Source organism: Actinocorallia aurea (assembly GCF_054783995.1).
Genome location: NZ_BAAGPQ010000002.1, coordinates 1,028,850 through 1,049,901 on the forward strand (window position 1 = coordinate 1,028,850; position 21,052 = coordinate 1,049,901).

General features: G+C 69.9%; 15 protein-coding genes and 1 CRISPR repeat array. Of the genes, 7 read left to right on the forward strand and 8 right to left on the reverse strand.

Annotated features, from left to right (window positions below; genetic code table 11):
* Positions 1–31: 31 nt before the first annotated feature.
* The 4 genes from ACYVOM_RS04955 to ACYVOM_RS04970 form a co-directional block, all read right to left on the reverse strand.
* Complete coding sequence (locus ACYVOM_RS04955; RefSeq protein ID WP_460302005.1) at positions 32–2,797, reverse strand: helix-turn-helix transcriptional regulator; 2,766 nt, start codon at positions 2,795–2,797, stop codon at positions 32–34.
* A 118-nt stretch (positions 2,798–2,915) separates the two neighbouring features.
* Positions 2,916–3,812 carry an SDR family oxidoreductase gene (locus ACYVOM_RS04960; RefSeq protein ID WP_460302006.1) on the reverse strand — a complete coding sequence of 299 codons (897 nt, stop codon included), beginning with the start codon at positions 3,810–3,812 and terminating at the stop codon, positions 2,916–2,918.
* A gap of 53 nt (positions 3,813–3,865) precedes the next feature.
* The gene (locus ACYVOM_RS04965) at positions 3,866–4,603 is read right to left on the reverse strand and encodes an SDR family oxidoreductase (RefSeq protein ID WP_460302007.1); all 738 of its coding nucleotides are present in this window, start codon (positions 4,601–4,603) and stop codon (positions 3,866–3,868) included.
* Positions 4,604–4,687: 84 nt separating this feature from the next.
* Entirely contained in the window at positions 4,688–5,695 is a 1,008-nt protein-coding gene (locus ACYVOM_RS04970) for an aldo/keto reductase (RefSeq protein WP_460302008.1), read from the reverse strand.
* 388 nt (positions 5,696–6,083) lie between these two features.
* On the opposite strand from ACYVOM_RS04970, the gene ACYVOM_RS04975 reads away from it, so the two are divergent.
* Positions 6,084–6,440: a response regulator gene (locus tag ACYVOM_RS04975; RefSeq protein ID WP_460302009.1), complete on the forward strand. Its 357-nt coding sequence runs from the start codon at positions 6,084–6,086 to the stop codon at positions 6,438–6,440.
* 94 nt (positions 6,441–6,534) lie between these two features.
* Here ACYVOM_RS04975 and ACYVOM_RS04980 read toward each other — a convergent pair whose 3' ends face one another.
* A complete protein-coding gene (locus ACYVOM_RS04980; protein WP_460302010.1) occupies positions 6,535–7,194 on the reverse strand; it encodes a response regulator transcription factor in 660 nt (219 codons plus the stop codon).
* Between the two features lie 328 nt (positions 7,195–7,522).
* Between ACYVOM_RS04980 and ACYVOM_RS04985 the strand changes: the two genes are divergently transcribed.
* A complete protein-coding gene (locus ACYVOM_RS04985; protein WP_460302011.1) occupies positions 7,523–8,584 on the forward strand; it encodes a PAS domain-containing sensor histidine kinase in 1,062 nt (353 codons plus the stop codon).
* 114 nt (positions 8,585–8,698) lie between these two features.
* Here ACYVOM_RS04985 and ACYVOM_RS04990 read toward each other — a convergent pair whose 3' ends face one another.
* On the reverse strand, positions 8,699–8,944 hold the full coding sequence (locus ACYVOM_RS04990) for a hypothetical protein (RefSeq protein WP_460302012.1): 246 nt from the start codon (positions 8,942–8,944) through the stop codon (positions 8,699–8,701).
* 362 nt (positions 8,945–9,306) lie between these two features.
* Between ACYVOM_RS04990 and ACYVOM_RS04995 the strand changes: the two genes are divergently transcribed.
* Entirely contained in the window at positions 9,307–10,329 is a 1,023-nt protein-coding gene (locus ACYVOM_RS04995; protein ID WP_460302013.1) for a DUF4331 family protein, read from the forward strand.
* Positions 10,330–10,411: 82 nt separating this feature from the next.
* Entirely contained in the window at positions 10,412–13,288 is a 2,877-nt protein-coding gene (locus ACYVOM_RS05000; protein WP_460302014.1) for an AAA family ATPase, read from the forward strand.
* Between the two features lie 78 nt (positions 13,289–13,366).
* Here ACYVOM_RS05000 and ACYVOM_RS05005 read toward each other — a convergent pair whose 3' ends face one another.
* A complete protein-coding gene (locus tag ACYVOM_RS05005; RefSeq protein WP_460302015.1) occupies positions 13,367–16,096 on the reverse strand; it encodes an ATP-binding protein in 2,730 nt (909 codons plus the stop codon).
* Between the two features lie 350 nt (positions 16,097–16,446).
* Between ACYVOM_RS05005 and ACYVOM_RS05010 the strand changes: the two genes are divergently transcribed.
* Complete coding sequence (locus ACYVOM_RS05010; protein WP_460302016.1) at positions 16,447–16,830, forward strand: hypothetical protein; 384 nt, start codon at positions 16,447–16,449, stop codon at positions 16,828–16,830.
* A gap of 336 nt (positions 16,831–17,166) precedes the next feature.
* Positions 17,167–18,510 (forward strand): tyrosine-type recombinase/integrase, encoded by a 1,344-nt coding sequence (locus tag ACYVOM_RS05015; protein ID WP_460302017.1) that lies wholly within the window; start codon positions 17,167–17,169, stop codon positions 18,508–18,510.
* Between the two features lie 160 nt (positions 18,511–18,670).
* Positions 18,671–18,942: a CRISPR direct-repeat array (repeat unit 28 nt; unit sequence GTGCTCCCCGCGCACGCGGGGATGGTCC).
* A gap of 186 nt (positions 18,943–19,128) precedes the next feature.
* On the opposite strand, the gene ACYVOM_RS05020 is transcribed toward ACYVOM_RS05015, so the two are convergent.
* On the reverse strand, positions 19,129–19,578 hold the full coding sequence (locus ACYVOM_RS05020; RefSeq protein ID WP_460302018.1) for an NUDIX hydrolase: 450 nt from the start codon (positions 19,576–19,578) through the stop codon (positions 19,129–19,131).
* Between the two features lie 82 nt (positions 19,579–19,660).
* On the opposite strand from ACYVOM_RS05020, the gene gltX reads away from it, so the two are divergent.
* Positions 19,661–21,052 carry a glutamate--tRNA ligase gene (gltX, locus tag ACYVOM_RS05025; RefSeq protein ID WP_460302019.1) on the forward strand — a complete coding sequence of 464 codons (1,392 nt, stop codon included), beginning with the start codon at positions 19,661–19,663 and terminating at the stop codon, positions 21,050–21,052.

Here is a 21,052-nt window from a genome sequence, read left to right on the forward strand (position 1 = left end):
CCTCACGGTGGGGCCCGTGAGGCGCCCCAGGCTACTGTTCGTCGTGGCCGAGGGCGTCGCGTAGCGCGGCCCGCTTGGTGATTCCGAGCTTGGGGAACACCCGGTACAGGTGGCCGCTGACGGTGCGTGGCGACAGGTACAGCTGCTCGCCGATCTCCTTGTTGGTCAGCCCGGCCGCCGCCATCCGCGCGATCTGGAGTTCCTGCGCGGTGAGGGACGCCACCGCCCGCGTCGGGCCGTCGCCATGCACGGCCTGGCCCGCCGCCCGCAGCTCCCGCTCGGCCCGCTGCGCCCACGGCCGGGCACCGAGTTCGTCGAACGCGGTCAGTGCCTGCTGCAAGTGGGTGCGTGAGGCGGTCGTGGCGCGGGCACGGCGCAGGCGCTCCCCGTACACGAGCCGGATCCGGGCGGCGTCGAACGGCCACTCATGCACGGTGGGCAGCCCGAGCGCCCGCTCGAACAGCTCAGGCGCCCCCTCATCGTCGGCGATCATCGCCTGCGCCGCGGCGGCCAGGATCGCCAGGCGGGGTGAGAGCTCTGCGATCCCGGCGGCGCGGATCGCCTCGACATGCAGGGCGGCCTGCTCGTGGCGGCCGGTGCGGACGGCTGCGTCCACGAGGTCCATGGCGACCCACATGCTGTGCGGCAGGTGGGAGACGAACACGCCGGCCGGGCTGATCGCCGACGCCTGCTGGTAGGCGGTCTCCCAGTCGCTCTCCCCCAGCGCGTTCAGGACCAGGGCGTGCCGGGCGAACACCTGGGCGAGGCCGACCCCGCGCGGCCCGCCCCAGCTGATCATCTGGTCGGCGACGGTCCGGCACCGAGCCGCCTCCCCCTGGACGGCGGCCAGCAGCGCTTGGTGGTAGTGCATGTAGTAGGCGAAGAACGAGCCGCCGAGCCTCTCGCACACTTCCAGTCCCTCGGCGGCGAGGTCGCCTGCCTCTTTCCAGGCGCCGCGGTGGAAGTCCTCGACGCACAGGTCCATGAGCGCCACCAGGTGCCGGCGGCTGGCGCCGTCGGAGCGGCCCTGCTGTACCGTCCGCCACAGCGGCTCACGTACCCAGGCGAGCCGGTCCAGATAGAACGCGCACGCCGCGAGGTTCTCCACGTTGTTGGGATCAGTCGATTCATGGACGGTAGCGAGCGCCGCGTCCAGGTCGGGGAGCGCTGCCGCTCCCCTGGCGACGGGATCGATGAACAGGGCTCGCGCCAGCAGCAGATCCTCGGGTGCGTCGTCGCCCAGGTCGTCGACGCCGTGGTCGAACGGCGGCCACAGGTCGGGCCTACCGCCGGCGAAGCAGACCACGCCCAGGGCCCACAGCGCGTTCACCCGTGCGGTGGTGTCCTGCTCGCCCAGGCGCGCGCTGCTGTCCAGTGCGTTGACCAGCAGCTGGTGGGCGGTGTCGATGGGCGTGCCGGCATCCAGCATCACCAGCGCGGCGGCGGCCGCATAGTGCAGGGAGGACGGTGGCGCCGGACTGGATTGGCGTATCCCGTCCAGCAGGGCGACGGCGTTCTGCGTCTGACCCAAGTACTCCGCGCCGACCCACGCCGCCTCTGACAGCCGCCGGTCCCGCTCGGCGGGTGAGGTGCTGAGGTCGGCGGCCCGGCAGAGCATCTCGACGGCTTCCTGGGCGTCTCCTCGCCCCAGGACGCGGTGGGCCGCGGCCCTCAGCAGCCCGGCCACCTCCTCATCGGGGCCCACGCTCGCCTGCCCCAGATGCCAGGCCCTGCGTTCAAGGTCATCGGCCAGGGCCCAGGCGAGCGCCCGGTGGGCGTGGCGGAGGTCGTCGGTGGTGGCCACTTCGACGGCGGCCGCGCGGATGAGGGGGTGGCGGAAGACGAGCCGTCCGGAGAGGCTGGTGACCGTGACGAGTTCGTCCTGCTCGGCCGGTGCGAGGTCCTCGACGCCGCCGGCCGCGGCCGCGAGGAGGACAGACAGGTTTCCGGTGCCCTCCAGGGCCGCGATCAGCAGCAGGCTGCGTGTGCGGGGCGGCAGGCGGTGGATCCGGTCGGTGAACAGGCTTTGGAGGCGGCGGCCCAGCGGGAGCGGGTGAGGGAGCGGCTGCCGGGCGGCGCGTTGGGCGTCGGTGAGTGCTCGCGGCAGCTCCAGCAGGGCCAGCGGGTTGCCTTCGGCGGTGCCCAGGATGCGGTGCTCGACGCTCGCTTCCAGGTCGGGGAAGCGGTGGCGGAGGAGCAGGGCGGAGTCCTTCTCGCTGAGCGGGTCGAGGACCAGCTCGGGCAGTGAGGCGCGGTCGAAGAACGTTTCGGTGCCGGTCCGGTAGGTGGCCAGGAGGGCGGCCTGGCTCCCGCGCAGGCGGCGTGCGGCGAAGCCCAGGACGGCCGCGCTGGCCCGGTCGATCCACTGCAGGTCGTCGATGATCAGCAGCAGGGGGCGGGCCTTTGCGCGGTGGCGCAGCAGGAGCGTCACGGCGGTGGACAGGGTGAGGCGATCGGGCGGTGGGCCGGCCGCGAGCCCCAACGCCACCCGCAGCGCGTCGCCCTGCGGGGCGTCGAGGGTGTCCAGGTCGTCCAGCAGCGGAAACAGGGCCTGGTTGAGGCCGGTGAAGCTGACCTGGGCTTCGAACTGCGAGCCGACCGCCCACAGCACGGTCGTGCCCGAGGCGGCCGCGGCGGCCGCCACCTGCTCGGCCAGGGCGGTCTTGCCGACGCCGGACTCGCCCGCCAGGACCATCGCCCCGCCCTGCACGCGCGCCCGCGCGACGAAGTCATCCAGGATCTCGCGTTCATAGCGCCGTCCGAACAGATCGGCCGGGTGCGCCTCTTCCTGGATCACGTGCCTATTGTCTCCTATGTGACCTGCGGAAACGCAGCGGGCCGTGTCCTGCTCTCCCCGGGTGGGAGGGCGGGGCACGGCCGGGCCGCAGGCGGGCCGCCCTGCCCGCCTGCTGCTTCTACTGGGCGGGCGTGACGGTCAGCAGGTCGGCGAGACCGACGCGGGTGAGGAACTCGCGGCGGATCCGGTCGGCGACCTTCGAGACCTCCTCGGACCCGTCGTTGGCCGGGTCGATGTGGACGCGATAGGGGCGCTGGCCGACCGGCAGGGCGACGATGCGGGCGATCTCCTCGGAGACCAGGGAGGCGCGGGCGTCCGGCGGGGCCAGCTCGGCGAGCTTCTTGGACACCTGCTCCATGAGGCCCGGGTACCTGGTCTCATAGGCGGCGGAGACCGCGGTGTCCTGGGGCTTGCCGGAGTGGGCGAAGTGGTTGGTGCCGCTGGTGAACGAGCCGGGCACGACGATGGTCGTCTCGATCCCCCAGCGGGCGAGTTCGTCGGCGTAGGTGACGGCCAGGGAGTCCATGCCGGCCTTGGCCGCGAAGTAGGGGCCGAGGTAGGGCGGGGTGCCGCCCTTGACGCTGGTGCTCGACACCCACACCACCAGGCCCTTGCCCGCGGCCCGCAGGTGCGGCAGGACCGACCGGTTGACCCGCTGGGTCGACAGCACGTTCACGTTGTACAGCTCGGCGAGCTGCTCGGGGGTGAACGCCTCGGTGGGGCCGGTGACCATGTGGCCGGCGTTGTGGACCAGCACGTCGATCCGGCCGTGCTCGCCGATGATCTGGGCGACGGCGGCGTCCACGGACTCCTGGCTGTTGACGTCGAGTTCGATCGCCCGCAGGTCCGCGCCGTGCTCGGCGCTGTAGTCGGCGACGGCCTGCACCTGCGGTGCGTTACGGCCGGTCGTCTCCCGCATGCTCGCGTAGACGGTGTCGCCCGCGTCGGCCAGGGCGCGGGCGGTGAGGGCGCCGAAGCCGCTGGACGCACCGGTGATCAGAATGATCTTGCTCATGGCAGTGCTCTTTCCTGTGCAGTGAGGATCGTGAAGCGAGGTACGGGCCGGGGTCAGGCAAGGCCGCCGTTGGCGAAGATGATCTGGCCGTTGACCCAGCGGGCCGGCCCGGCCAGGTAGGCGACCACTTCGGCGATGTCGACGGGCATGCCGAGCCGCTCCAGCGGCGCGAGCCTGGCGAGCTTGTCGATGTCGTCCTGGTCCTTGCCGTTGAGGAACAGCGGGGTCGCGGTCGGGCCGGGGGCGACGGCGTTGACGGTGATGTCCCTGCCGTGCAGCTCCCGGGCGAGGATGAGGGTCATGCCCTCCACGGCGGCCTTGCTGGCGACGTAGGCGCTGTAGGCCGGGAACTGGGTGCGGGTGACGGAGGTGGAGAAGTTGATGAGGGCGCCGCCGGCGCGCAGGCGCCGGGCGGCGAGCTGGGAGACGACGAAGGTGCCGCGGATGTTGGTGCGGTGCATCCGGTCCAGGTCGGCCAGATCCAGGTCGACGATCGGCGACAAGAGCATGATCCCGGCGGTGTTGACGACGACGTCGATCCCGCCGAACTCCCGCTCGACGGCGTCGAACGCAGCCGCCATCTCCAGCTCGTCGGCGACGTCGGCGCCGACCACGATCGCTTTGGCGCCCAGGGCGGTGACCTCGTCGACCACCTCCTGCGCTTTGGCCTTGTTGCCGGCGTAGTGCACGGCGAGGCTGTAGCCGTCGGCGGCCAGGCGCGCGCACACCGCGCGGCCGATGCCGCCGGAACCGCCGGTGACCAGGGCGACGCGTCCACGGGTTTCAGTCATGAGAGGTGTCCTTACTGACAGTGAGCACAGGCGCGTGCTCGTGATCATTGGTGGAAGAAGCGGAAGAAGAGCGTGAGGTGCCGGTCAGCGTTCGCTGTCGAGCGTGGCCATCAGCGGGGCGGCGTACCGTTCCCCGGACACCGAGCCGGCGGGGATCGCCGCTTCGATCTCGGCGAGTGTGTCGGCGGTGAGTTTCAGGTCGGCGGCGCCGAGTGCCTCGGCCAGGCGCGCCCGGTGGCGGGCGCCGACCAGCGGCACGATGTCCTCGCCCTGGGCGGCGACCCAGGCGATGGCGACCTGCGCCGTGGTGGCGCCGAGCCGGGCGGCGATGCGGCCCAGCTCGTCCACCAGGCGGAGGTTGGCGTGCAGATGCGCCTCCTGGAAGCGGGGACTGTGCGCGCGGAAGTCGCCGCCGCTCAACTCCCGTTCGGGCGTCCAGTGGCCGCTGAGCAGGCCGCGCGACAGCACCCCATAGGCGGTCAGGCCGATCCCCAGCTCCCGCAGGGTCGGGATGATCTCGCGTTCCAGGCCGCGGGACATCAGCGAGTACTCGATCTGCACGTCGCAGACCGGCGCGACTGCGGCCGCGCGGCGGATCGTGGCCGGGCCGGCCTCCGACAGGCCGATGTGCCGGATCCACCCGGCCTGCCGCATCTCCTCCAGCGCCCCGACGGTCTCCTCCACCGGGATCTGCGGGTTCAGGCGGGCGGGCCGGTAGATGTCGATGTAGTCGGTGCCCAGCCGCCGCAGCGAGTACGCCAGCCGGTCCTTCACCGCAGCCGGGGACACGTCGTACGGCACGGGCTGGAACGCTCCAGCCGGGGTGCGGCGCGACCCGAACTTGACGCTCAGCACCACATCCTCACGGCGCCGCTCCCGCAAAGCCCGGCCGATGAGCATCTCGTTGGCGCCCGACCCGTAGAAGTCGGCGGTGTCGATCAGGGTGATGCCGACGTCCAGCGCGGCCCGGAGCGTGGCGAGGCTCTCCTCCTGGTCGGCCGGCCCGTACAGATCGGACATGCCCATGGCGCCCAGGCCCAGGGCGGAGACCACAGGGCCCTCGGTCCCCAGGGTGTGCTGCGCGATGCTCATGGCGGCCTCCATCGGCGATAGACGGTTGGTGGTTGCGACGGCCCGGCGGGCGTCTCAGCCGCGCTGCCGGGACGCTGCGGGAATCGTGGTTCCGCCTGTCGGCGGATGAGCCGCCACCGTCTCCCCGGCGTGGGATCCGGTGACTGTTATCCCCTGGCGTCCCGGTAGCGGCCCCTGTACTTGGCTGCGCCGGTTCCTCAAGCTTCGCGATCCGGGATGGCCTGGGACAATGGAGGCCACACCAAGCACGGACGTGGGGAGATCCCCACACCGGTCCGGGGAGATCCACAGGATCGGCAGGTCAACCACGCCGCCCGCCGATAGAGGGCGTGTTTCGTGGGGCTGGCCCCATGGCGGGCCGGTCGATGGTGCCGGGATGCTGGGACGCATGACCGTGAATGTCGTGATCGTCGACGACGACGCCAGATTCCGCCAGTTGGCCACAGCCCTGCTGGCCCGCCACGGATGCGTCGCCGTCGCCGCCATGCCCGACGCAGAGTCCGGGCTGGCCGCGGCACGGCAGCTGAACCCGCACGGCATGCTCCTGGACGTCAACCTGCCTGACCAGGACGGCCTGGCAGTCGCCCAGGCGCTGCGTGAGGCCGGTCAGGGCGTACGCGTCGTCCTGACCTCGACGGAACCGATGCCGTGGTCGCAGGAGGAACTCGCGCAGGCGGGAGTGCGAGCCTTCGTCCCCAAGGAAAAGCTTCTCTCAGCCGACCTGTTCACCCTGTTCACCGGCTGAAAGCGGCACCGCCAGCAGGAGCCCGGGATCACGCCCGCTCGTCCAGGCCGTCCTCGTGGCGGCCGGGTGAAGCTGTGCCGTAGAGCCGATGCGGTTACTGGTCGAGATAGCGCAGGACGGCCAGGACGCGCCGGTGCTGGCCGCCCTCGGCCTGCTGCAAGCCCAGCTTGGTGAAGATGCCGGTGACGTGCCGCTCGACCGCCGGGACGGTGACGAACAGGTGGGCGGCGATGCCGCTGTTGGAATGCCCCTGCGCCATCAGGGCCAGGACCTCCCTTTCTTTGGGGGTCAGGGTCTCCAGCGGGTCGCTGTGGCGGCGGCGCTGCACGAGAGTGGCGATGACGTCGGGGTCGAGGGCCGAGCCGCCTGCGGCGACGCGGTGGACCGCGTCGATGAGCACGTCGGCGCTGGCGACTTTCTCCTTCAGTAGGTAGCCGACCCCTCCCGGGTCGTCCTGGACGAGGTCGAGGGCGTAGCCGGCCTCCAGGAACTGCGACAGCACGATCACGCCGGTTCCCGGCCACTGCCTGCGGATGCGCAGCGCGGCCCGCATCCCGTCGTCGGTGAGGTCAGGAGGCATCTGGATGTCGGTGATCACCACGTCGGGGTGGTGGGCCTCGACGGCGCGGATCAGTTCCTCGGCGTTCCCGACGCTGTCGACGACCTCGATCCCGTGGCGTCCCAGCAGCGCGGAGATGCCCTCTCGGATGATCGGATGGTCATCGCCGAGGACGACCCGCAGCGGTGCGTTCATCAGCAGTGATCCTAGTCGAAGTCGTATGCCGTTGCCCTCCGGGCCTGCCCGTGACCAGCCCTGATGCGTTCGGGACCGGGTGGGCCGTGCGCCGGTCAAGTCTCTCCGACGACCGCCTCTAGCGCAGTCGGGCGGACCCCAGGCCGCGTTGTGGGGGAAACCCCACAACGCGAGGTGCCTACGACCCCATATGGGTCAAACGACTCATGCTCGACGACTTCGCCGGGTGCCACAGTCTGCGAAAGAGCGCTGTTCCGCAACGGAGCGGCACCGTCCCGGACCGTGACGGCCGGGCGGGGGGATCAAGGCCAAAGGGGAGGGCACGATCATGAAACAGGCCGACGAGGTACTCGCCGATATTCTCAACAGCGTCCCCCAGCCCATCTGGGTCGTCGGCCCGGCCGGGGAGATCCTCTACACCAACCCCGCAGCCCTGACCACCCTCGGCTACGACGAATGCGCCGACCTGCGCGGCCGGTCCAGCCATGAGACCCTGCATCCCTACCGGCCCGACGGATCGCCGTACCCGCCGTCCGAATGCCCCATGCTGAAGCCCGCCCTGACCGGCGCGGCGGTCCGCGGCGACAGCGAATTCTTCCTGCGCCGGGACGGATCGTTCATCTCCGCCTACTGGTGGTCCTCGCCCATCGACCTGCCCATAGGCCGCGGGGCGATCTACTCGTTCGTCGACATGACCGAACGCCTGGCTCACGAGCAGGCGGCGCGGGAACGTGAACTGGCCCGCGTGCGGGCCGCGGAATTCCAGGCGACCCGGCGGCGGCTGGTGGAGAGCGCCGACGCGATCCACCGGCAGACCGCACGCGACCTGCACGACGGCGCCCAGCAGCGCCTGGTCAACCTGATGATCTGCCTGCAGCTCGCCCGCACCGAGCTCAACGACGCTCCCGCGGCGACCCTGGACCTGCTCAGCCAGGCCCTCCACGAAGCGCAGGGAGCCATCGACGATCTACGGAGCCTGGCCGCCGGAATCCACCCCACGGTCCTGACCACGCGCGGCCTCGCCGCCGCAGTCCGCGCCCTGGCCGCACGCTGCGCCATCCCCACCGAGGTCCGCGCCCGGTCCGTCGGCCGATTGCCGTCCGCGCTGGAATCGAACGCCTACTTCCTGGTCGCCGAGGCGCTGACCAACGCGACCAAGCACTCCCACGCCACCCGCATCACCATCACGATCGACCTCACCGACGCGCTGGAGGTCCGCGTCTGCGACGACGGCATCGGCGGCATCCCCGACAGCCACCCCGGCTCCGGCCTCATCGGCCTCCACGACCGCGTCAGAGCCTTCAACGGCAGGCTCCTCATCCACTCACCCCCCGGCCAGGGAACCACGATCTTCGCCTGGATCCCCGTGCCGGACGAGTCCGCCCGGTGATCGGTGACGCCGCACGAACGCTGCTCTCCGCCCGATGCCGCGCGACGCCAGGCAGGCATGGTGGACCCATGGCGGGGACCGGGGCGCTCCACCTGATGATCCAGGGACAGAGTTCTAGGGTTGGGCCTGGTTGAGCGCGTTGGACTGCAGACGGGTCGCGAGCTTGACCTGGCTGGTGTCCAGGGTGCGGAGCACGAACAGGCCGGCGAGGATGATGACGCTGGGACCCGAGAGCGACATCGGCAGCCAGGCATGTCCCTGGAGGCCGACCACCACGGCGGCGGTGACCATGCCGGAGACGATCAAGAACCCTGCGGCGAGGCCGGAGACGAACAGGGTGTGGGTCCGTTTGGCGAGCATGCTGGTGATCAGGTCAGCGAGTTGTGGGGGTGTGTCGGGCCTGACGTCGCCGAGAACGGGCGGGGGCGTGTTCACAACGTGGTACCGCGGAGGATCTTGATGGCGACTCTCCTGTTGAGGAGATGATCGTGAGCGGACCACGCCTCCCCCATGCCGCCCCTGCCGATTCGGCCCTCCAGCCGGTACCCGATGCTGCGGGTGAGCCGTGATGTCCGGTCATTGGACGGTCATTTCACCGATGCCTACCGGGTAGCACGATCTTTAGGTTGAAGAAGCGGCCGATGCCTCCAGGGGGTGGCGCGGTCGCCGTATCGCCACCAACCAGCGGTGGCGCCGCTTACCAGACCAAGGGGGATCACGGCATGTCGCACCATCTGGACACACCTCTGGCCGCGAAGACCGGCCAGCTGTTCATCGACGACCTGTACGTCTTCGACGGCGGGAACTCCACCGTCTTCGTGATGGACGTGAATTCCGATGTCAACGGCCTGCATTCGGAGCCGGGCTTCCACAACGAGGCACGGTATGAGTTCAAGGTCCATTTCGATGGGGCCGACCGGGAGGAGTTGGTCTACCGGGTGTCGTTCACCCAGGCCGACCAGGACGGGCAGCAGGGCGTCGAGCTGCACGTGCTGTCGGGGGAGCGGGCGGGCGACGACGAGGAGCCGGGAGAGCTGGTGCTCACCGGCCAGACGGGCCAGGCGGCGCAGGCGAACGGCGTCCGGCTGTGGGCGGGGAAGATCGGCGATCCGTTCTACATCGACCTGTCGCTGCTGTCACGGGTGAACGCCGCCGTCGCCGCCGGTACCGCACCCGATCTTTCCGGGTGGGATCCGGGCGCCGCGTCCAACAGCTTCGCCGGCACATCGGTCCGCACGATCGTGCTGGAGGTCCCGCATTCCCACCCCCGGCTGCGGCCCGGCGCCCGGATCGGCGTGTGGTGCGCGACGAAGCTCGCCACGGACGCGGGAGGCTGGCGGCAGATCAACCGGGCCGGCTTCCCGATGATGTGGCCGATCTTCTGGCCCACCGACGTCGAGTTCACCAACCCGGCCAACACCCGCCACCCCTCCCAGGACGTGGCCGCCGACGCTGGTCACCTCTCAGGTCAGGTCACCGCGGTCGTCGCGGCCGCGGGCACGGTGGGAGACCCCGACGGGTACGGGCGCACGGTCGCGGGGCTGCTGCTGCCCGACGTGCTCCCCTACGTGGTGGGGACGCCCGCGACGTTCGGTCCCGCGGTTCGCAACGGCCGCCCGCTGGCCGACAACGCGCCTGAGGCGATGCTGTCCCTGGTCACCGGGATGGCGGTCCCGTCCGGCCTGACCCCGGCGGTGGCCGCCCCCCAGCGCAGCAACGAGTTCCCCTACATCGTGCCCGCCTAGCATCGCCGCAGTTCCGCAACCGCAGATCGTGTGCGGCGGCCCGGCAGCACGCCCGGGCCGTCGCAGCACAGGAAGATGTGTGATGTCCGCGATCATCGAGCACCGTGGCCACGCCCGCCCGGAAGGCTCCGGGTCATCCCGGACCGGCCACGACGAGCCGCCGGACGGCCGCTCCGGCAGGCGAGAGATCGGCGCGGCCGCCGGGCTGCTGGCGCGGGAGACCGAACTGGCCGCGATCCGGTCCTTGCTCACCGGGCAGGGCGGGCCGTGGCTGGTGTTCGCTGGAGCGCCTGGGCTGGGCAAGTCCGCGCTCCTGGACGCCGCTGAGGTCCAAGCGCTTCGGCGCGGCCTGCCGGTGCTGCGGGCGAGTGGCGTGCAGTTCGAGGCCGGTATCGGGTACGCCGCCCTGCACGGGTTGCTCGCCCAGCATCTGGAGCGGTTCACCGACCTGGCGCCGCACCTGGAGGTGACCTTGTCGACGGCGCTCGGGCTGCGTGAGGAGCCTGCACCGGTCAACCTGGCACTCGTTCAGGCGGTCCTGCGGCTGCTGGAGATGATCGGCGGCTCCCGCGGGCCCGCCGTCATCATCCTCGATGACCTGCAGTGGGTCGACGAAGCGAGCGCGACCGTCCTCAGCGCGGTGATCCGGCGCACGGCACCCTCCACCGCGGTCGTCGTGGCCGCTTACCGGGCGGGAGACGCGGGCTTCTTCTCGATTCCGGCAGAAGCCGAGCGTCACCTCGCCCCCTTGAACCAGCGCGACAGCATCGAGTTCGCACGCCTGCACCGGCCCGACGTGCACGCCGCCGAGCGAACCGGGCTGGCCGCCCAGGCGGAGGGGAACCCGCTGGCGCTGTCGGTGCTGCCGCCGCCCCGCGTGGACGGGCGCCCGCCGGCGCGGTCGGCGACGTTGACGATGCGGATCACCGAGGTGTTCAACGAGCACGTCGCCCGGCTTCCCGAACGCACCCGCGACGCTCTGCTGCTGGTCGCCCTGGACGGGTCCGGTGACCTGTCCGCCGTCTCCGGCTGCGGCGGGTTCGCCGGCCTGGAGGCCGCCGAGTCAGCCGGCGTCGTCCAGGTCGACCTGACCGCGCGGCGGGTGAGCTTCCGGCACCCTTTGGTGAAGGTCGCCGTGGTGGACCGCTCCACGGCCCGGCAGCGCCAGCAGGCCCACGCCGTCCTCGCCGAGCAGCACCGCACCGACCCCATCCGGTACGCCTGGCATCTGTCGGAATCGCGCACCGGCCCCGACGAGACGATCGCCTCCGCCCTGGAGCAGGCGGCCCACCTGAGCCTGAGGCGCGGTGACGCGGGCCTGAGCGTCCGGCTCCTTACCCGGGCCGCAGCACTCAGCCCTCACCCCGGCGGCAGAGCGCGCAGGCTCGGCACCGCCGCCGTGACCAACGCCGAAGTCCTCGGAGCCATCGACAGCGCCTCCCAGCTGACTATCGACGCGCGCATGATCCACCCTGAACCAAGCGGGTTCCTGGCCGCCGCCGTAGCTCGGGCGTATGTGATGCTGAACGTCGACGGCTCCATCCTCACCGCCCAGCGTCTGCTCACCGACGCCATCGAGCAGTGCCGCGACTTCTCCGACACCAACCACGACCTGGCCGAAGCGCTCGCCGCGCTCGCCGTCGTCTGCTGGAACACCGGCAGCCCGCAAGGATGGGACCTGCTGCAGGAGTTCCTCGGCCGCATCACCCCCCGACCGCCGATGATGCTGAAGATCGCTGCCACGTTCCTGCGCGATCCCGCACGGCACGCCCCGGACTGCCTGCCCCACCTGGAGAGCCTGACCGCCGACCTCACCGACGTCCGAGACCCGCTGGTGATCATGCGGGCGGCCAAAGCCTGCGTCTACGCCGACCGCGTCGCCCGCTGCCGGCCGGCACTGCAGCACATGGCCGAGGCGGGCCGTAGCGGCGGTGCCGCGGCCGCGGCGATCCACGCTCTCACCTCGCTGTGCGTCGACCGGTGGATGTCCGGTGACTGGGACCAGGTGGAGGCCATCAGCGCCGAGGTCGGCGAGTTCTGCCGCAGCCGCGGCAACCACCGCTACTCCCAGCCCGTCTCCCAGTACCTGGAAGTACTCGTCAGGCAGGCACGCGGCCGCCTCACGCCCGACGAGGAGGCCGAGCTGGCCGCCGCGGCCGCCCTCAGCGCAGCACAGGGTTTCGGCATCGCCCGCCACTTCTGCCAGCACTCCCTGGCCCTGGGCGCGCTGGGCCGAGCGGACTTCACCACCGCCTACCAAGCCCTGACCGCCGTCATCGACCCCGGCGTCATCTCCGCCGACGTCGCCCACGAGACCTGGCTGGTCCTCGACCTTGTCGAGGCCGCGCAGCGCAGCGGCCACACCCGCCAAGCCGCGGCACACGCCCGCGCCGCCCGCAGCCGGGGCATCGCCGCGATCTCCCCACGCCTGGCCTTGCACACACACGCGGCATCCGCGCTGACCGCCGATGCCGCAGACGCCGGGCACCTCTTCGAAACCGCACTGGCTGTGCCCGGCGCGGACGAGTTCCCCTTCGACTACGCCCGCGTCCAACTGCTGTACGGCACGTTCCTGCGGCGAGAGCGGAAAATGACCCATGTCCGCGCGCTCCTGGACGCCGCGCTGTCGACCTTCCAGCGGCTCGGTGCCGGCCCGTGGGCCGAGCGGGCCGAAGCCGAGCTGCGCGCTGGTTTCCCGACCCGCAGCGCCAGAAGTTGGCCGACACTACCCGAGCTGACCCATCAGGAACGGCAGATCGCCGAGCTCGCGGCCTCCGGACTTACCAACAAGCAGATCGGCGTACAGCTGTTCCTGTCCCACCGCACCGTCGGACACCACCTCTACAACATCTTTCCCAAGCTCGGCATCACCTCACGGGCGGCTCTGCGGGACGCGCTGAAATCCTTGCCGGAGGTATCCGCCCCGAAGCCGCCAGACGACGAGCCGAAAGGCCGATGAGCTCTCCGCCACGGCGGGAGCACCTCCGATGCGGTCGCTGGGCGATCATCCAACTCGTGCGCGGCTAGCCCTGTCGGCCTACTCGTCTGCGAGGTCGATGGTGCGGAGCTGGCCGCGGGAGGTGATGCCGAGCTTGGGGAAGATGTTGTAGAGGTGGTGGCTGACGGTGCGGTGGGACAGGAACAGGTGGCCGCCGATCTCGCGGTTGGTCATGCCCTGGGCGGCGAGGCGGGCGATCTGGAGTTCCTGCGGGGTGAGGCTATCGAGCGCGTCGGGGGCGGCGTGGGTGACGGCTTCGCCGGCTGCGCGCAGTTCGGCTCGTGCGTCTTTGGCGATGGCTTTGATGCCGAGGCCGTCGAGGCCTTCCACGGCGGCCCGTAGTGGACGGCGGGCGTCGGTGAGGCGGCGCTGCCGGCGCAGCCACTGGCCGTAGGCCAGCAGCAGCCGAGCCCGGTGGGCCGGCCAGGACACCAGTCGGGTCTGCAGGGCCTGCTGGTAGAGCGGCTCGGCGTCGGTATCGGGGACGGTGAAGGGGCGCGCGTAGGCGGCCATCGCGATCAGGAAGGGCGCTTTGGTGGTGTCCGCGAGGGCTTCCAGGTCGGCCAGGTGGCGGGCGGCGTCCTGGCTGCGGCCGGACCGGGCGGCCGCCTCGATCAGGTCTGCGATCGCCCAGTATCCGACGAACGGGTGGTAGGCGAGGTCGGAGGGGTCCAGAACCCGTGCGAACTCGTCGAACGCGTCGCCGTACTGGTTACTGACCATCGCGTAGCGGCCGCGGGCGAACTGGGAGTACCCGAGCACCGACGGGGCGCCGCCGGACATCAGGCCGGCCTCGGTCTCGCGGATCAGGCGGGTCGCGGTCTCATAGTCCTCCTCCTCGCTGGCCAGCGCTGCCTTGGCCAGGTCGGCGACCAGCGCCCACAACGGCCGTCCGGTGTCCCGCGACAGGCGGCTCGACTCATCGGCCGCGGCCATCGCCAGCCGGTGCTTGCCCAGGTGCAGCGCCGACCATGCCTGGGAGCCCAGCGCCTCGCCGAGCAGGCCCAGACGGCCCTGACGGCGTAGCCCGTCAATGGCGGCCGACAGCAGCGGCCAGGCAAGATCGAATGCCCAGATCGCCGTCAGCGAGGCGCCCAGAGCATGTTGCTCCACCGGATCGTCGACGGTCCCCGGCGGCATCCGGGTCACCTCGTCGATCACCCACGCCGCTTCACTGACAGGGTCCGCGCACGCCGCGATCGACAGCACCATGGCATCGACGTCACCGCGGGCGAGCCGCCGTGCGGTGTTGACGATGAGGTCGCGGGTCTCCTGGGTCGGGTTGCCATACCAGCAGCTGATCGCCACCTGCCACAGTGCCCGCAGCGCCAAGGAGGCACCGTCGCGGTCGACACCGGCCAGCCGGTCCGCGACGTCGGCGAACGCCCGGACCCGGTCGGGGCTGAACAGGCTCTCCTCGCTGAACGCCTCCATCCACAGCGTCAGCCGCAGCCGCTGCCCCTCCTGCAGTGTCACCGAACTCGCCTCGGCGAGCTGCCGGCGCGCTGCGGCGATGTCACCAAGCTCAAAGTTGATCTCCGCAGAGCGCAGCAGAAGGCGGCCCCGATGGGTGTCCGGGTCCGAGAGCGCCGCCGCGCGTTGGAGGGCCTGGACCGCGGCGCGTGGCGCCCCCCGGTCCAGGGCTTTGGCCGCTGCCGCTTCGAGGTCGAGTGCCACCTCGTCGTCGGGCGCCGGGCTGGCCGCCGCCCGGTGCCATGCCCGGCGCTCCTGGTACCGGTCCAAGGCCGCCGCCAGGGCCGCGTGTGCGGCCAGCCGCCGGGACACCGGCGCCGCCTGGTAGATGGCCGAACGGATCAGCGGGTGCTGGAAGCGCACTTCGTGTTCGATCAGATCGACCAGGTCCGCGCTCATCGCCGGTTCCAGCGCGCCGACCGACAGGTCGGCGTCCTCCAGCACCTGGGTCGCTTTCAGGATCTCCGCGAGGTCACCACGGTCGTTGGCAGCCGCGACCAGCAGGATCGCCTGAGCAGGCTTCGGCAGTTCCAGGACGCGTGACAGAAACGCCCTCTCCAGCCGGCGGGTCGTGGGCAACCACGGCATCAGCATGCCGCCGCCACCACCGCCGCGTAGGGCCGAGGGGAGCTCCACCAAGGCCAGCGGGTTCCCGTCGGCTTCGGCCAGGACACGGTCACGCAGAGACCGGTCCAGCGCGGGCGCGTGCCTGCCGACCAGTGCTCTGGCTGCTTCGCCGTCCAGCCGTGCCACCTGCATTTCCGCCAGTCCCGCATCGTTCAGGACGGTGTCATGGCCTTCCCGCACCGCCAGCAGCATGACCGCCCGCTCCGCGTCCAGCCGCCGGGCCATGAACGCCAGCGCCTCACTGCTGGGGGCGTCGACCCACTGCGCATCGTCGATCACCATCAGGACCGGACCGTCCTCGGCCACTGCGCTGACCAGCTCCAGCGACGCCATCCCCACGGAGAACAACCCGGGCGCGGACCCCTCACCGATCCCGAACGCCGCCAGCAACTCCTGCTGCTGGCGCGCCGTCAGCGCCCCCGATCGATCCAGGACCGGCCGCAGCAGCTGATGCAGCCCCGCAAAAGGCAGCGACGCCTCCGACTGGACACCGACCGCCGACAACACCCGGCACCCCGCCCGCACCGCAGACTCCCTGGAGGCTTCCAGCAGCGCCGTCTTCCCGATCCCGGCCTCACCCCGCACCAGCAGAGCACCGCCCTCCCCACCTGCGGCACGGGAGATCAGGCCCGACAGCACCCCGAGCTCCCCATCGCGCCCGTAGAGCATGCCTTCTCCCGCCTGTCTGCCATGCCATTTGAGTGCCATCCACCGTGACCATCCGCACACCGCAGCCGCACACCCGCCGTGACAGCCGCCGCCCTGAAACACAGCCCTGGGAGCTCCGTTTCAGGGCGGCATCACGGCCAGACGACCAGCACTTCAGCGGATACATTTCTTACCTGAAGTCAGGGCACAGTTTACAGCCTTGGATCACGTCGACTGAGGCCAGGCGCCATGACCGGCACGGAACGCGCCTCAGCCCGACGGCTCGCCGCCCTCATTCCAGCGGGCGTGTGCCTGAGTCGGCCATCAGCGATGAGACCTTTGGCATGGGAGCCCTCGTCGGGGACCACGACATGAAGTTTCGCGCGTTCACGCATCGAGAAGCCGATACCGATCAGCACCAGACCGACGAGAGCACCCAGCAGACCCTGCCCCAGCCCCCCACCGGACCGCCGAAGATCTGCACCCAAACGAGCATCACCCTGGCGCCTGAGTACGGCGCCAAGCACTGGCAGCCCCTCCCGTACGGAGGTCCGGAATGGCAGCGCGTCTACTTCCGCCTCCGGAACACGGCCGACCCCGTCGGCGCGCTCGACGCCGCACAACCAAGCCGCTGGGCACCTGGACTCCCCAAGGTCACCTTCACCCCGCGTAACCCTGTCTCCGGGCAGCAGAACACCCCCTTGAGCTCCGAGTTCGGCTTCGCCGCGCCGTCCGGGCGATCGCCGAAGCACTGACCCAAAGCCGCGCAGTCTCGCAAGCGACTCCGCATGCCTTTCCGAAGCCCCCGAACACGAAAAAAGCCCCAGAGTCAGAAGCTCTGAGGCCTTTCGTCACTGCTGGGTGCCGACTTTCGTCAACACCCCCAGGTGGAGATGAGGGGATTCGAACCCCTGACCCCTTCGATGCGAAGGGTGTTTAGTTATCCACAGAGGGTGTCTAGGAAATCTCCGATCGGGGTAAAGTCGCAGGTGAGAGCCGGTTTTCCGTCCGGCCAATGTCAGTCAGTCACAAGATCTACCAGCCGGTCCTGACAACACGACGACAACATGATCTTCCCCTCGGAGGTTCCCATGGCATGGGTGATAGAGCGCGTCATCAGCACCGGAGCTACCCGGTACACCGGTATGTACAGAGACCTCAGAGGCCGACGAAGATCCGCCGGTACATACCCGACCGAAGAGAAGGCGCGGACTGCGGCTCTGGTCGCTGAGAGCAAGCTCGCCGAGCGCCGCCTGCCCGACACGGCCAAGGCCCGCCGACCGTTCCAGCACTACGTCGACGAGATCTGGTTCCCCAACCACATCGTCGAACTCAGCACCCGCCAGAACTACCGCTACGAGATCGACCGCCACATCATGCCGTGGTTCGGCAGGATGAAAATGCTCGCGATCCTCCCCATCGACGTCCGCGAATGGGTCACCCACCTGAAGAACGAGGGCGTCAAGCCTCCGACGATCCGCCACTGCATGACCATCCTCAGCGCCATCTTCACCACCGCACTCAACGACCAGGTCATCGTCCTGCACCCCTGTAAGGGAGTCCGCACCCCGCCCGTCCCCAAAAAGGGCTACACGATCATCACCCCCGAGCAGTTCGACGTCCTCCACGACAAGCTCCCCGACGCACGATCCAAGCTCCTCGTAGAGACCGCTATCGAAACCGGCCTCCGCTGGGGCGAACTCACCGAACTCCGCCCCCGAGACTTCGACCCCATCACCCGAGCCCTCCACATCAGCAGAGTCGTCGTCGAACTCGTCGCGAAACGCGACGCCGAAGGCCGCCGCTTCGTCGTCAAGCCCTACCCCAAAGACAAGGAACACCGCCGAGTCACCCTCAGCCGCCCCATGGCCAAGAAGCTCGCGGACTACATCCAGTCCCACGGCCTCAAGGACAACGAACTCCTCTTCCCTCTCCTCGACGAGGAGCGCACAACCAAGAAGGAACCCCGCGTCCTACCCGACAAGTTCCTCCTCGGCAGAACCCCCACCAACGCCAAGGGCCGCAGCTACTGGCACGGAACCACCAGCGCCTACAACGCCGCCCCCTGCCGCTGCGACCACTGCAAAACCGCCTACGCCATCTACCGAGCCACCCGCCGCTCCCAAGGCAAAGACTCCCCGCGAACCCCGAGAACCGTGAACACCGACGGCCACATCCCCCGCAGATGGTTCGGCGAAAAGATCTGGCACCCCTCCCTCAAATCCGCCAAGCTCACCATCAAAGTCCGCATGCACGACATGCGCCACGCCCATGCCTCCTGGCTCCTAGCCGGCGGCGCCGACCTCGCCGTCGTTAAGGACCGCCTAGGCCACGCCAACATCTCCACCACCTCGAAATACCTTCACAGCCTCCCCGATGACGACGACTCCGCCACCGACGCCTTCACCAAGATCCGCAACCGCTCCCGCCCCTGACCACCACAATAGAATCTCTCCCAGCCCACCGGCACCACCAAAGAGCAACAACCAGGGACCCATGACAGGAATTAGCGAAGCATCTCGGCCGAAAATGACCGAAACTCACAAAGTAATGAGAAACCGCAGTCTCGGCCGATAATCCCGCAGGTCAGCTCCTGTGCTCCCCGCGCACGCGGGGATGGTCCTCCCGCAGGCCCCACCACCACTCGGCGCGGGCGGTGCTCCCCGCGCACGCGGGGATGGTCCCACGCCTCCCTCGACGCGGCCTTTCCCGGCGAGGTGCTCCCCGCGCACGCGGGGATGGTCCCTCGATCTCGACACCGATCGCATGCATCCGCTCGTGCTCCCCGCGCACGCGGGGATGGTCCCGTCACCGACTTCCGCCGATGGGCGAGGTCCCCGTACTCCCCGCGCGCGCGGGGATGGTTTGACCGGACAACGGGGCTTATCTCGGGCGGGGAAGCGGTATGGCCGACCTCTGCGGTTGAGGTCTCTGGCTTCGCCGTCAACGGCGCACGAGCGCATCAAGGTCTTGCAGGGTTGAGAAGATGTCGGGTTAGGGCTACTGCCGCCGACATTTGAATCCGAGCTTCCAGCTGTGCGGGAACAGCAGGCTCAACTCGGGCGGAGTTCGCACAGTCTGTGGATCAGGGCGCCGTGGCCGAGGGAGAGGGCGTGGGCGTGGTTGAGGGGGAGCCAGAGGCATTCGAGACGGGTGGGAGGCTGGAGGCCGTCGTGGAGTTCGGCGCTGGGCCAGCGGGGTGGGTGGGGGCCGGGGGCTCGGAGGTGGAAGAAGTGGCGGTGTTGGATCTCGGAGCGTAGAGGGGTGATGTCGTAGGTGGTTTCGCCGAGGGAGGCGGCGAGCGAGAGGTTGACGAGGGAGGTTTCCTCCTGGGCTTCTCGGAGGGCTGCGGCTGCGGGGTCTTCGCCTGGGCGGATGGTGCCGCCGGGGACTTCCAGGCCGACCTCCTCGTAGGAGTAGTCGATGTGGCGGATCACGAGGAGTTCGCCGGCGTCGTTGGTGATGTAGGCGAGGGCCTTGGCGACGGTGGGCTTGTGGGGCATGTGGTGGGCTGGGTCCTTGGACGGTGGTCGGCTCGGGGTAAATGACGGGCGGTCGTAGGGGTGTGGGGCTACGCTCGGGGACATGTCAGAGTCCGCCGTTCGTACGCGTATCGCGCCCTCGCCGACCGGGATGTTCCATGTGGGGAACGCCCGCTCCGCCCTGTTCAACTGGGTCGCGGCGCAACAGGCGGGCGGCGTGATGGTACTGCGGATCGAGGACACGGACGCGGAGCGCAACACGCAGGCGGGGATCGACTCGATCCTCGACGCGATGGCCTGGCTGGGGATGGGGCCGGACGAGTACGAGGGTCCGTACTTCCAGTCGGCGAACGTCGCCGAGCACCGTGAAGCGATCTCCCGGCTGCTCGCGGACGGGCGCGCCTACCGGTGCCAGTGCACGCGAGACGATGTGATCGCGCGCACCGGCGATTCCAACAAGGGCTACGACGGCTTCTGCCGTGACAGGGGCCTGGCCGAAGGCGCCGTGCGATTCCGGACCCCCGACGAGGGCATGACCACGGTCGTCGATCTCGTGCGCGGGAAGCCGGCGTTCGAGAACGCCCTCCTGGAGGACTTTGTCGTCGCGCGCAGCGATGGGTCGCCGACCTTCCTGCTGGCCAACGTGGTCGATGACGTGCTGATGCGAATCACTCATGTGGTCCGGGCTGAGGAGCACCTTCCGAACACGCCCAAGCAGCAGCTGCTGTGGGAGGCGTTGGGGCATGAGCCGCCGGTCTGGGCGCATGCGCCCGTCCTGGTGAACGAGCGGCGGCAGAAGCTGTCCAAGCGGCGGGACCGGGTGGCGCTGGAGGACTTCCGTGCCGAGGGTTACCTGCCGGAAGCGATGCGGAACTACCTGATGCTGCTCGGGTGGGGGCTCGGCGAGAACAGGGAGATCGTTCCCTGGGATGAGATCGTCTCCGCGTTCCGGCTGGAGGACGTCAACCCGTCGCCGGCCTTCTTCGACGTGAAGAAGCTACGCGCCTTCAACGGCGACTACATCCGGGCGATGAGCGCGGAGGAGTTCGCTCGGGCGTGCGAGCCGTATGTCAGTGGCGACAACGTCCCATGGCGCGCTGAGGACTTCGTTCCCGCTGCCTTCCGTGTTCTCGCCGAACTGGCGCAGACGCGGGTCGCCGTGCTCGGTGAGATCGTGGAGATGGTCGACTTCGCCTTCCTCGACGAGCCTGTCTTCGACGAGGCGTCTTGGGCGAAGGCGATGAAGGACGGAAGCGCCGACGTCCTCACCGCGACGATCGCGGCCTACGAGACGGCTTCGTGGCAAGCGTCCGACCTGAAGGATCTTCTCGAAGCGGTCGGTGCCGAGCGCGGGCTGAAGCTCGGCAAGGCGCAGGCTCCGATTCGTGTCGCGGTGACGGGCCGGACGGTCGGGCTGCCGCTGTTCGAGTCGCTGGAGGTGCTCGGCAGGGAGCGGACGCTCGCCCGGATGAAGTCCGCGCTGGGAAGGCTCTGA

What these genes read in the sequence shown, in the direction of transcription:
- ACYVOM_RS04960 (WP_460302006.1), bottom strand. Translation starts at nt 3,812, where the DNA reads ATGAGCAAGATCATTCTGATCACCGGTGCGTCCAGCGGCTTCGGCGCC.
- ACYVOM_RS04965 (WP_460302007.1), bottom strand. Translation starts at nt 4,603, where the DNA reads ATGACTGAAACCCGTGGACGCGTCGCCCTGGTCACCGGCGGTTCCGGC.
- ACYVOM_RS04970 (WP_460302008.1), bottom strand. Translation starts at nt 5,695, where the DNA reads ATGAGCATCGCGCAGCACACCCTGGGGACCGAGGGCCCTGTGGTCTCC.
- ACYVOM_RS04975 (WP_460302009.1), top strand. Translation starts at nt 6,084, where the DNA reads ATGACCGTGAATGTCGTGATCGTCGACGACGACGCCAGATTCCGCCAG.
- ACYVOM_RS04980 (WP_460302010.1), bottom strand. Translation starts at nt 7,194, where the DNA reads ATGAACGCACCGCTGCGGGTCGTCCTCGGCGATGACCATCCGATCATC.
- ACYVOM_RS04985 (WP_460302011.1), top strand. Translation starts at nt 7,523, where the DNA reads ATGAAACAGGCCGACGAGGTACTCGCCGATATTCTCAACAGCGTCCCC.
- ACYVOM_RS04990 (WP_460302012.1), bottom strand. Translation starts at nt 8,944, where the DNA reads ATGCTCGCCAAACGGACCCACACCCTGTTCGTCTCCGGCCTCGCCGCA.
- ACYVOM_RS04995 (WP_460302013.1), top strand. Translation starts at nt 9,307, where the DNA reads ATGTCGCACCATCTGGACACACCTCTGGCCGCGAAGACCGGCCAGCTG.
- ACYVOM_RS05000 (WP_460302014.1), top strand. Translation starts at nt 10,412, where the DNA reads ATGTCCGCGATCATCGAGCACCGTGGCCACGCCCGCCCGGAAGGCTCC.
- ACYVOM_RS05005 (WP_460302015.1), bottom strand. Translation starts at nt 16,096, where the DNA reads ATGCTCTACGGGCGCGATGGGGAGCTCGGGGTGCTGTCGGGCCTGATC.
- ACYVOM_RS05010 (WP_460302016.1), top strand. Translation starts at nt 16,447, where the DNA reads ATGAAGTTTCGCGCGTTCACGCATCGAGAAGCCGATACCGATCAGCAC.
- ACYVOM_RS05015 (WP_460302017.1), top strand. Translation starts at nt 17,167, where the DNA reads ATGGCATGGGTGATAGAGCGCGTCATCAGCACCGGAGCTACCCGGTAC.
- ACYVOM_RS05020 (WP_460302018.1), bottom strand. Translation starts at nt 19,578, where the DNA reads ATGCCCCACAAGCCCACCGTCGCCAAGGCCCTCGCCTACATCACCAAC.
- gltX (WP_460302019.1), top strand. Translation starts at nt 19,661, where the DNA reads ATGTCAGAGTCCGCCGTTCGTACGCGTATCGCGCCCTCGCCGACCGGG.